Here is an 11,604-nt window from a genome sequence, read left to right on the forward strand (position 1 = left end):
AAACATCACAATCACCATTCGCACCGTACGTCACACTTGACGCAAAGGAAACGTATGTCACAAAGTGCGCCCGCTACGTGCGTTTAATGTGACCGAACGGTTATCTAGCGCGTTTGCCACCGGCAGACGGAGTAGATCCGCGCAAATGCCAGAAATGCCCTTCTAGCTGGCTAAACCCCTGGGTCAGCCAGCTCGGCCACCGCCTGGGCAACCTCGGGAGAGGTTGCTGATCGCCTGGCGCGCAGCTGCGTGAACCGGGTTCCGACCGCTGCCGCGAGCACCCCAATCAACAAAAAGATTGTCAACCCGGTCCAGGGAAACTCGGGTGTATCGAGCTCGTTCAAAAAGTTCTGTGCGGACTGGACGGCGTTGCCCGTCTTGGAATGGTCCTCCCCCGCCTCCAGGGTGACGCGTGGGAACTCCTTGCTGTAGCTGCCGACATAGCTCGGGCTCAGCGCTAGCACCGTCACATCCGGGTAGTCGGCGCCGACGACGGTCGCGATGTCCCGCAGGGGGGTGTCGTTGGGAGGGTTGTGGTCGATCAGCACGATCTTGAGATTGATTCCATCGTGCTGCGCTTGGCTGACCACCTCTACCAGTCCGGGCAGTGCCTCGGGTGGAGCGCTGACGCCGATCGCGGCGACCTCGGCCTTGACCGCCGCCATGTCGACGTCCTGCGGGATGTAGGCCGGCAGGAACGGGATAGTTTCTGGTCCGCTCATGACGTCCTTTCTGCCGCGTTGGCCCACGGGTTCGGCTCGCGCGCCGGACGGCCGGATGATGCCGTCCCACCCGGGTGAATTCCGGCTAGCGCGGCCACCCTAGCCTGACAGTAGGCAGGTCGTGGGGCCACCTCCCGCGGTCGAGTCGAAAAATGGGGTTCCACCACGCGCCCCGCGCGACAAGACTGACAGTGCGAGTGCCAACGCAATGCAGGACAAGCGTACTGTTAATGTTGCTTTGCGCATTTGAAGCCCCGTCGACACGGCCCGTTGGCGGGAGAATTTAATCCTTGGGAGTTGATGTGACCAGCAAAGATTCTGTGAACTCGTTCGGAGCCCGCAACACCCTCGAGGTCGGCGACAAGAGTTACCAGATCTATCGTCTCGACGCCGTCCCAAACACCAAGAAGCTTCCCTACAGCCTCAAAGTGCTCGCCGAGAACCTGCTGCGCAACGAGGACGGCAGCAACATCACCAAGGATCACATCGAGGCCATTGCGAACTGGGACCCGCAAGCGGAACCCAGCATCGAAATCCAGTACACCCCCGCCCGCGTTGTGATGCAGGACTTCACCGGGGTGCCGTGCATCGTCGACCTGGCAACCATGCGTGAAGCCATCGGAGATCTCGGCGGCCAGCCCGACAAGGTCAACCCGCTGGCCCCCGCCGACCTGGTGATCGACCACTCGGTGATCGCCGACCTGTTCGGTCGGGCCGACGCCTTCGAGCGCAACGTCGAGATCGAATACCAGCGCAACGGTGAGCGCTACCAGTTCTTGCGCTGGGGGCAAGGCGCTTTCGACGACTTCAAAGTGGTGCCTCCCGGCACCGGCATCGTGCACCAGGTCAACATCGAATACTTGGCCAGCGTGGTGATGGACCGTGACGGCGTGGCATATCCCGACACCTGCGTGGGCACCGACTCGCACACCACCATGGTCAACGGCCTCGGCGTGCTGGGCTGGGGCGTGGGCGGCATCGAAGCCGAGGCGGCGATGCTCGGCCAGCCGGTGTCGATGCTGATCCCGCGGGTGGTCGGGTTCAAGCTGACCGGCGAGATCCAACCCGGCGTCACGGCCACCGACGTGGTGCTCACCGTCACCGAAATGCTGCGCAAGCACGGCGTCGTCGGCAAGTTCGTCGAGTTCTACGGCGAGGGCGTGGCCGAGGTGCCATTGGCCAACCGCGCCACGCTGGGCAACATGAGCCCCGAATTCGGTTCCACCGCAGCAATTTTCCCGATCGACGAGGAGACCATCAAGTACCTCGAGTTGACCGGTCGCTCCGCTGAGCAGGTGGCGCTGGTTGCGGCCTATGCCAAGGAACAGGGCATGTGGCACGACCCCAAGCACGAGCCGGTGTTCTCCGAGTACCTCGAACTCAACCTGTCCGACGTGGTGCCGTCCATCGCCGGGCCCAAGCGCCCGCAGGACCGAATCGTCTTGTCCGAGGCCAAAGGCACCTTCCGCGAACAGATCACCCACTACGTCAGCGACGACTCCTCCGCACACGACCAGCACTCGAAACTGGACGAGGTAGTGGAGGAAACCTTCCCGGCCAGCAACCCCGGGCAACTGACCTTCGCCAATGACGATGTCGCCGCCGTCCACTCCGCGGCCGCGCACGCCGATGGCCGGGTGAGCAAGCCCGTGCGGGTGCGCTCCGATGAACTCGGCGAGTTCGTGCTCGACCACGGCGCGGTGGTGATCGCCGCGATCACCTCCTGCACCAACACCTCCAATCCCGAGGTGATGCTGGGCGCCGCGCTGCTGGCCCGCAACGCCGTCGACAAGGGGCTGACCTCCAAGCCATGGGTGAAGACCACCATGGCGCCCGGGTCTCAGGTGGTCAACGACTACTACGACAAGGCCGGGTTGTGGCCGTACCTGGAGAAGTTGGGCTTCTTCCTGGTCGGCTACGGCTGCACCACGTGCATCGGCAACTCCGGGCCGCTGCCCGAAGAGATCTCGAAGGCCGTCAACGACAACGACCTCTCGGTGGCCGCGGTGCTGTCGGGCAACCGGAACTTCGAGGGCCGGATCAACCCCGACGTCAAGATGAACTACCTGGCCTCGCCGCCGTTGGTCGTCGCCTATGCGCTGGCCGGCACCATGGACTTCGACTTCGAGAACCAGCCGCTGGGCACCGACAAGGAAGGCAAAGACGTCTTCTTGCGTGACATCTGGCCGTCGCAGCAAGACGTCGCCGACACCATCGCCTCGGCGATCAACCAGGAGATGTTCACCAAGAACTACGCCGACGTGTTCAAGGGTGACGAGCGCTGGCGCAACCTGCCCACCCCCAGCGGCAACACCTTTGACTGGGACCAGAGCTCGACCTACGTGCGCAAGCCACCGTACTTCGAGGGGATGGCCGCTGCCCCCGCTCCGGTCAGTGACATCACCGGCGCGCGGGTGCTCGCGCTGCTTGGCGACTCGGTGACCACAGACCACATTTCCCCCGCCGGCGCAATCAAGCCGGGCACCCCGGCCGCCCAGTACCTCGACGAGCACGGCGTGGCACGCAAGGACTACAACTCCTTCGGGTCGCGACGCGGAAACCACGAGGTGATGATTCGCGGCACGTTCGCCAACATCCGGTTGCGCAACCAGTTGCTCGACGATGTCTCCGGCGGCTACACCCGCGACTTCACCCAGGATGGCGCGCCGCAGGCCTTCATCTACGACGCGGCGCAAAACTATGCGGCACAGAACATTCCGCTGGTGGTGCTGGGCGGCAAGGAATATGGTTCCGGTTCGTCTCGCGACTGGGCGGCCAAGGGAACGCTGCTGCTGGGCGTGCGGGTGGTGATCGCCGAGTCGTTCGAGCGTATCCACCGCTCCAACTTGATCGGCATGGGCGTCATTCCGCTGCAGTTCCCCACGGGGCAGTCGGCATCGTCACTCGGCCTGGATGGCACCGAGACCTTCGACGTCACCGGTATTGAAGAGCTCAACTCCGGCAAGACTCCCAAGACGGTGCATGTGAAGGCCACCAAGGACGGTGCCGACCCGATCGAGTTCGACGCGGTGGTGCGCATTGACACTCCGGGTGAGGCCGACTACTACCGCAACGGCGGCATCCTGCAGTACGTGCTGCGCAACATGCTGAAGTCGGGCTAGCCCCGAACCGTGCCCAAGGTCAGCGAGGACCATCTGGCGGCCCGCCGCCGCCAGATCCTCGACGGCGCTCGCCGTTGCTTTGCCGAGTACGGCTACGACAAGGCCACGGTCCGGCGTCTGGAACAGGCGATCGGCATGTCGCGCGGTGCGATCTTCCACCACTTCCGGGACAAGGACGCACTGTTTTTCGCGCTGGCACATGAGGATGCCGAGCGGATGGCCGATGTCGCATCCCGCGAAGGCCTCATCCAGGTGATGCGTGACATGCTGGCCGCGCCAGAGCAGTTCGACTGGCTGGCCACCCGGCTAGAGATCGCCCGCAAGCTGCGCAACGACCCGGAGTTCAGCCGCGGGTGGGCGGAGCGCTCCGCCGAGCTGGCGGCCGCGACCACCGATCGGCTACGTCGCCAGAAGCAGGCCAACAGGGTGCGCGACGACGTTCCCAACGAAGTGTTGCAGTGCTACCTGGACCTGGTTCTTGACGGGCTGGTTGCACGACTGGCATCCGGGGAGGATCCGCAACGGCTCACCGACGTTCTCGACTTGGTGGAGAACTCGTTGCGCCGCAGCTGATTTAGCGCGGCCGGGAACGGCGATTGGGCCCGCCGCGGCTACGCATCGTGGTACCGGATTCCCGCAGCATGCTGTGAACGGATCCGTACGAGCGGCCGGTGTTGGCAGCCAGATTGCGAATGCTGGCACCGGCTTCGTAGGCGTGGCGCAACTCATCCAGCAGCTGATCGCGCGTCTTCTTTGACTTTCGCATGGGCACCTCCATCGCTCCCCGGCACCTAGCGTAGAAACCCGCTGCCGCCAAAGGGCCACTTTGGACGAAATCGCCTGGCGCTATTCAGGCCAGCTCGATGAGGTCCCGGTACTCGTCGGACCAGTAGTCCTCGGTCGCGTCGGGCAGCAGCACCACGCGCTGGGGGTCGAGCGCCTCGGCCGCACCAGGGTCGTGTGTCACCAGCACCACCGCGCCCTGATAGCTGCGCAGCGCATCGAGGACCTGCTCGCGCGAGGCGGGATCGAGATTGTTGGTCGGTTCGTCGAGCAGCAGGACGTTCGCGGTGGAGGCCACCAGGCCGGCCAGCGCCAACCGGGTCTTTTCCCCACCGGAGAGCGTGCCGGCCGGTTGGTCGAGCTGCGGACCGGTAAACATGAACGCACCCAATAGCCCGCGCAACTCCTGCTCGCCGGATTCGGGTGCGGCGTGGCGAATGTTCTCCCAAACGGTCGCGTCGTTGTCGAGCGTGTCATGCTCCTGCGCGAAATAGCCGATCCGCAAACCGTGTCCAGGTTCCAGCCCGCCGGTATCGGGGTGCTCCACACCGGCCAACAAACGCAGCAGCGTGGTCTTACCGGCACCGTTGAGACCGAGCACGACCACCCGCGACCCCCGGTCGATCGCCAAGTCGACGCCGGTGAACACTTCCAGCGACCCGTAGGTCTTGCTCAGCCCCTTGACTACCAGCGGCACCCGGCCGCAGGCGGCCGGAGTGGGGAACTTGATTCGGGCCACCTTGTCGGCCACACGTTCCTCATCGAGCGCGGCCATCATCCGGTCCGCCCGGCGCAACATGTTCTGGGCGGCAACAGCTTTGGTCGCCTTAGCGCCCATCTTGGCAGCCTGGGTCCGCAGCGCGGTGGCCTTACGTTCGGCGTTAGCGCGTTCCCGGCGGCGACGTTGCTCGTCGGTAGCCCGGGCATCGAGGTACTTGTGCCAGCCCATGTTGTAGACGTCGACCTCGCCCCGAACGGCGTCCAGGAACCACACCCGGTTGACGACATCGGCGAGCAGCTCCACATTGTGGCTGATGATGATCAGCCCACCGGTATGCGCTCGCAGGAAATCGCGGAGCCAGCCAACCGAATCCGCGTCGAGATGGTTGGTCGGCTCATCGAGCAGCAAAACGGTGGACGAACCCGCGCCGGTGTCCGATGCCGCGAACAGGATGCGGGCCAGCTCCACCCGGCGGCGCTGGCCCCCGGACAAGGTACGTAGCTGCTGGGTGAGCACCCGTTCGGGCAGGCCGAGACTGGCGCAGATGCGGCTGGCTTCGCTTTCGGCGCCGTAACCGCCCAGCGCCACGAACCGCTCCTCGAGCTGGCCGTAGCGGCGGATGGCGCGGTCGCGGGCAGCGTCATCGGCCACCTCGGCCATCAGCGCCTGCTGTTTCTCCAGGTCGGTGAGCAACACGTCCAGGCCGCGGGCCGACAGCACCCGATCGCGAGCCAGCACTTCGAGGTCGCCCTCTTTCGGATCCTGTGGCAGGTATCCGATTTCACCGGCTCGGGTGACCGAACCGGCGTACGGTTCGCTCTCCCCCGCCAGGATGCGCAAGGTTGTCGTCTTGCCCGCTCCGTTGCGGCCGACCAGACCGATCCGATCGCCAGGTTGCACCCGCAAGTCCGGGCCGTCAGGCGAGAGCAGGATACGCGCGCCAGCGCGGACCTCCAGGTCCGTGGCCGTGATCACGATCTCTCTCCCTGCGTTGTGGTGTTACTTGTCATCGGTGAAAACCGCCGGCCGCTTCTCGGCGCGTGCGGCCACCGCTTCTTCGAAGTTTGCGGTCAGCAGGCGGACGAAGAGCTGGCCCAGCCCCTCGGCCTGCATGTGCCCCTCCAGGCTAGCGGCGTCTAGTCCACTCCACAGTGTGCGTTTGGTCAACTCAATTCCCGGCCTGGAGAAGGCCGCCATTCGTGCCGCGATCGCGTAACAGGTGTCCAGTAGCTGACCATCGGGCACCCGGCAGGACACCAGACCAATCCGCTCGGCTTCCTCCGCGGTGACATCGCGGCCGGTCAACATGATCTCGAAGGCGCGCGAGGACCCGATGGCCCTGGGCAACAGGTAACTCAGGCCCAGCTCGCTGGCGGTCAGCCCATTGTTGATGCCGGCGGCCCGGAAGTACGCGCTGGCCGCGGCCACCCGGACATCGGCGGCCAACGCCAGGCATAGTCCCCCACCGATGGCCGGCCCGTTGACCGCGGCGATCACCGGCTGATGCAAACGCCGCAGCATCAGGATCACTTCGTCGAGCAGCTCCATCGAACGCAGCGCGTATGTCGGCCGGGTCAATCCCCCAACGTTCGGAACGGCGCCCGCTGACTTGTGATCAGCGCCAGACGAGAAGCCCCGGCCAGCCCCGGTCAGCACCACCACCCGCACCGAGTTGTCGTAGCTGACCTCCTCGAGCACCTCCTTGAGCGGCACCATGACGTCGAAGGCCATGGAGTTCATCCGCTCGGGCCGGTTGAGGGTGACTAGCGCAATGTCTGGACGCGGGTGCTCTAACAGGACCAAAGACACCCGTGAACGGTATCGCGTAGGGCCACAGCACCGCGCGTAATGCCACCATCAGCGCACCGGGGCTGCTGGCACGCTGCCAGCCGTCAGACGACTTCGTAGGACTTGAGCTGTTGCACCAGGTCCTCGAGAGCCTCCGCGGGCAGCGCGCCGGGTTGGTTGAACAGCAGCTTGCCCTTCTTGAAGGCCATCAGCGTAGGAATGGACCGGATCTGGGCGGCCGCAGCCAGCTCCTGCTCGGCCTCGGTGTCAACCTTGGCGTACACGACGTCGGGGTGAGCCTCCGAGGACGCCTGGAACGTAGGCGCGAACGCGCGACACGGGCCGCACCAGGAGGCCCAGAAGTCGACCAGCACCATGTCGTTGTCGTTGACGGTTTCGCTGAACTTTGCAGCTGTTAAGTCTTGGGTAGCCATGTCAGCCATAACGCCGCGGCGGGGCGGGTTTGTTCCGGTCGAGCCTGCGGCGAACGCAAGCGGGGGCTAGAGCAGGCCCTTCTAGGCTACCGCCGGCTCGATCCGGTACTCCCGTAGGTGCCGCACCAGATCGTCCATGACCGCGGGGTTGGCGATGCCGGCTTGTTTGAACACCAGCTTGCCCTTCTTGAACGCCATCAATGTGGGCAGGTGTTTGACCGCCGCGGCGGAGACCAGCTCCTGCTCGGTCTCAAAGTTGACCTTGCCGTGCACGATGTCGGGGTGCTTGTCCGAGGACCCCTCGTAGGTGGGAGCGAAAACGTCACACGGTGCGCACAACGGCGCCCACACGTAGACCAACACACTGTCGTTTCCGTGGACGGTTTGCTTGAAGTTCGCTGCCGTCAGATCTTCGGTGGCCACTGGTTTCCTCACCCATCGCGCGTCGGTCCGGCATCGAGCCTACGTCGAGGGCAACCGCAGAGTTGTCCGCTTTGACCGCTTGGCTCACCAGCGCCTAGCGCACCGGCGATGCCGCGGCTCGCCAGGACCGGTTGGTCAGCAGCCGCATGCCGTTCAGCGCCACCAGCACGGTGGACCCTTCGTGACCCGCTACCCCCAGCGGTAGCGGCAACTGCCCGAACAGATCCCACAACACCAGCACACTGATGAAGGTTCCCGCGATGAACAGATTGGCGGTGACCACACGACGGGCCTGACAAGCCAGTCCGATCAGGGTCGGAATGGTGTGCAGTTCGTCGCGCACCGTGACGCCGTCGGCCGTCTGCAACGTCAGATCCGCGCCGGCACCCATGGCGACCGATGTGTGCGCCGCAGCCATGGCGGGCGCGTCGTTGACACCGTCGCCGACAACGAGCACCCGATGACCGCTGGCCTGCAGCGCCTGAACGGCTTCCACCTTCTGCTCGGGCAGCAGTGCGGCGCGTACGTCGGTGATCCCGGCGTGCTGTGCGACTCGTTGGGCCGCGCACGGGTTGTCGCCGGTGAGTAGCACCGGCGGGGCTGAGGTCAAGGCGGTCAGGGCCGCAACCGACGGTGCCGCATCCGCACGAACCTGGTCGGTGAGTCCGAGCACCCCGATAGCGACGCCGTTACGCAAGACGATGGCCGCGGTGGCACCGGCCTCCAGGATCGGGGCTAGTTCGGGCAGCGGGGCGCCCCGATAGCTGTGCGGGCTGCACACCTCGACAAACTCACGGCCGACGCTGGCCCGGACTCCGCGACCGGGCAGGGCGCGGAAGTCCTCGGCCCCCGGGATGGTGATACCACGCCGACGCACCTCCTCCACGATCGCCCGGCCCAACGGGTGCTCGCTGGATTGTTCTGCGGCAGCAGCTAATTGAAGCAATTTCTTGATACCGACATCGGCACTAAGCGGCTCGACGATGGCCAATTGCGGTAGCCCGAATGTCAATGTTCCGGTCTTGTCCAAAGCGACCACGCCGGTGTCGGCAAGGTGCTCCACGACAATCGCGGATTTGACCAGTACTCCGTGCCGGCCGGCATTAGCAATCGCCGAAAGCAACGGCGGCATGGTCGCCAGTACAACTGCGCACGGGGAGGCAACGATCATAAATGTCATCGCGCGCAACAAAACCACCTGCACCGGGGTACCCAACATCAGCGGAATGGCGATCAACGCAAGCGTGGCGATGACTACATCGATGGAGTAGCGCTGTTCGATCTTTTCAATGAACAGTTGAGTTTTGGCCTTGGTCACCGACGCTTCGGAAACCAGCTCGACGATGCGGGCCACTACCGTTTGCGACGGGTCGCGGGTGACCAGCAACTGCAAGACCCCTGAGCCGTTGACGGTGCCGGCGAACACCTCATCACCACGGCCCTTGGCAGCCGGCATGGACTCGCCGGTGATAGAGCATTGGTCGACTTCGGAGCATCCCGACAGCACCGCACCGTCGGCCGGTATGCGCTCGCCCGGGCGCACCACGACCCGATCGCCGACCACCAGCTCACTGGCCGCCACCACCTGCTCGTTGCCATCGACATCGAAGACCGTCGCCTGCTCCGGCGCCAGGTCTAATAACCCTTTGACCGAGTCAGCGGTGTGCTTGGTCGCGACATCATCGAGTGCGCCGGAGGTCGCAAAGATCACGATCAACAGCGCCCCATCGAAGATCTGCCCGATTGCCACGGCTCCGATTGCGGCCACGATCATCAGCAGATCCACGTCCAGGGCCCGATTCCGCAGCGCCTGGGCGCCGGCCCAGGCCGAACCCCATCCACCGGCCAGATAGCAGGCCAGATACGGCGTCCACCACACCGGCTCCGCAGCGCCGTTGAGCTGGGCCACCAGCCCGGTCAAGAACAGCGCCAGCGCGATTCCCGCCCAACGCACCGACATGACCGACCACAGCGCGGCACGCCAAGTCAACGGTCGAACGCTGGTGCTTGGAATGCGATCCGACCGATCTGACGAAGCCTCGGCAGCACTCACTTCAAACGCGGTCAAAGTCATTCCGGCGGCCTCACAGAGGGGTGGGAGTTCGTCAGGATGAACCGAGTCTAGGGACGCCAAGAACCCGGGAAAATCTCGATTGCATTGCGGTATGCGATTGAATTGGTCACTGCGACAAGGCAAGCCGCAATGTAAACGAAGCCGGCTTATGTCCGGCATCCTTCGTGAGCCCTAAACCGGGGACTCAGGGCAACCTCCCGCACCCATCTTCTTGGCCTCAGATGCCGCCTGAATTGCATCCTTGTTCATGCAATTTCAGCCGGGAAAGGATGCGCAATGGGCAAACAGATCCGGCAGAACTGCGGTAAAATTCTTCGGCCGCTGACGCTTCATACTGGAGGTGCGCGATGTCATTCGTGATTGCAGATATGCAGTGGGTGTCGGAGGCAGCCGGGAGCCTGGCTCGCATCGGATCACTGATCGAGACGGCGAACTCGGCGGCGGCGACTCAGGCCACCGCCGTGACGGCCGCGGCGGCCGATGAGGTCTCAGCCGCGGTCGCGTCTTTGTTCGGTTCGCACGGCCAGAGCTTCCAGGCCGTGAGCCTGCAAGCTGCGGCGTTTCATGAGCGATTCGTGCAAACACTGTTCGGCGGCGCGGCGGCGTACACCGCCGCGGAGGCTGCCAGCGTCAATCCGCTGCAGCCGCTGCTCGATGTGATCAACGCACCCACCCAGTTGCTGTTGAACCGCCCCCTGATCGGTAACGGCACCGATGGGACAGCGGCCAACCCGAACGGCTGGGCCGGCGGACTGCTCATCGGCGATGGGGGCAAGGGCTTCTCGTCAGCTACCGCCGGGGTGGCCGGTGGATCCGGTGGATCCGCGGGCCTGTTCGGCAGTGGTGGCGCCGGAGGAACCGGCGGAGGGGGCGCGCTCGGCGGCAACGGCGGCACGGGAGGGCTGCTGCTCGGCAACGGCGGGGCCGGCGGTATGGGCGGCACCGGTAGTACCGCCGGAGCCGGCGGCTCTGCCCTGCTGATCGGTATGGGCGGCGCCGGCGGTACCAGCGGTCTGGCTGGGATCGGTGGCCTCGGCGGCAATGGCGGGCTGCTGTTCGGCAACGCCGGTGATGGCGGCAGCGGCGTCTTCGGCGGTGGTAACGGTGGCAGGGCCTGGCTGCTGGGCAACGGGGGCACGGGCGGGGACTCGAGTTCCATGGGCAACTCCGGCAATGGCGGCAACGCCGGCTTCTTCGTCGGCAACGGCGGTATTGGCGGCACCGGCGGCTCGAACGCCAACGGCGGGGTGGGCGGCCAGGCCGGGCTCATCGGCAACGGCGGGGCCGGTGGCGATGGCGGCGGAGTCAGCGGCAACGGCGGCAACGGTGGCAACGCGCTGCTGATCGGCAATGGCGGCGACGGTGGCACCGGCGGTGGCACCGGCACCGACGGTCTCGGCGGAACCCGTGGGCTGCTGTTCGGCCAGGACGGCACCAACGGCTAGTGGCAGGTCAGTCCGCCCGCGGCTGGTTACGGTTGCGTACGTTTTGCCCGCTCGGAGAGACTAAGCCCCGGAAAGCGCCGATCAGCCGAGTC

At 65.2% G+C, this 11,604-nt stretch carries 9 protein-coding genes and 1 pseudogene; 3 read left to right on the forward strand and 7 right to left on the reverse strand.

All coding sequences use genetic code 11. From position 1 onward, the window contains the following. Positions 1 to 170: 170 nt before the first annotated feature. Complete coding sequence (locus tag MMSP_RS18015) at positions 171 to 722, reverse strand: DUF6676 family protein (protein WP_020787790.1); 552 nt, start codon at positions 720 to 722, stop codon at positions 171 to 173. Positions 723 to 1,024: 302 nt separating this feature from the next. Between MMSP_RS18015 and MMSP_RS18020 the strand changes: the two genes are divergently transcribed. Both MMSP_RS18020 and MMSP_RS18025 read left to right on the forward strand, forming a co-directional pair. Further along, positions 1,025 to 3,844, forward strand: coding sequence for an aconitate hydratase (locus MMSP_RS18020; RefSeq protein WP_152522459.1), 2,820 nt, complete (start codon positions 1,025 to 1,027; stop codon positions 3,842 to 3,844). A gap of 9 nt (positions 3,845 to 3,853) precedes the next feature. Continuing rightward, positions 3,854 to 4,417, forward strand: a complete 564-nt coding sequence (locus MMSP_RS18025; RefSeq protein ID WP_011739625.1) for a TetR/AcrR family transcriptional regulator — start codon at positions 3,854 to 3,856, stop codon at positions 4,415 to 4,417. A gap of 1 nt (position 4,418) precedes the next feature. On the opposite strand, the gene MMSP_RS18030 is transcribed toward MMSP_RS18025, so the two are convergent. The 6 genes and pseudogenes from MMSP_RS18030 to MMSP_RS18055 form a co-directional block, all read right to left on the reverse strand. After that, the gene (locus MMSP_RS18030; RefSeq protein ID WP_020787792.1) at positions 4,419 to 4,610 is read right to left on the reverse strand and encodes a helix-turn-helix domain-containing protein; all 192 of its coding nucleotides are present in this window, start codon (positions 4,608 to 4,610) and stop codon (positions 4,419 to 4,421) included. Between the two features lie 84 nt (positions 4,611 to 4,694). Then, the gene (locus MMSP_RS18035; RefSeq protein ID WP_012394033.1) at positions 4,695 to 6,323 is read right to left on the reverse strand and encodes an ABC-F family ATP-binding cassette domain-containing protein; all 1,629 of its coding nucleotides are present in this window, start codon (positions 6,321 to 6,323) and stop codon (positions 4,695 to 4,697) included. Between the two features lie 24 nt (positions 6,324 to 6,347). Next, a pseudogene (locus tag MMSP_RS18040) lies at positions 6,348 to 7,169 on the reverse strand (enoyl-CoA hydratase); the annotation flags it as partial. Positions 7,170 to 7,240: 71 nt separating this feature from the next. Next, the gene (trxA, locus tag MMSP_RS18045) at positions 7,241 to 7,570 is read right to left on the reverse strand and encodes a thioredoxin (protein WP_036427390.1); all 330 of its coding nucleotides are present in this window, start codon (positions 7,568 to 7,570) and stop codon (positions 7,241 to 7,243) included. An 81-nt stretch (positions 7,571 to 7,651) separates the two neighbouring features. Further along, the gene (locus tag MMSP_RS18050) at positions 7,652 to 7,993 is read right to left on the reverse strand and encodes a co-chaperone YbbN (RefSeq protein WP_020787794.1); all 342 of its coding nucleotides are present in this window, start codon (positions 7,991 to 7,993) and stop codon (positions 7,652 to 7,654) included. 94 nt (positions 7,994 to 8,087) lie between these two features. Further along, entirely contained in the window at positions 8,088 to 10,067 is a 1,980-nt protein-coding gene (locus MMSP_RS18055; RefSeq protein WP_020787795.1) for a heavy metal translocating P-type ATPase, read from the reverse strand. 347 nt (positions 10,068 to 10,414) lie between these two features. Here MMSP_RS18055 and MMSP_RS18060 point away from each other — a divergent pair, with 347 nt between their 5' ends. Further along, positions 10,415 to 11,512: a PE family protein gene (locus MMSP_RS18060; RefSeq protein WP_020787796.1), complete on the forward strand. Its 1,098-nt coding sequence runs from the start codon at positions 10,415 to 10,417 to the stop codon at positions 11,510 to 11,512. Positions 11,513 to 11,604 lie beyond the last annotated feature (92 nt).

This window comes from Mycobacterium sp. 012931 (assembly GCF_000419295.1).
Taxonomy (GTDB): domain Bacteria; phylum Actinomycetota; class Actinomycetes; order Mycobacteriales; family Mycobacteriaceae; genus Mycobacterium; species Mycobacterium marinum.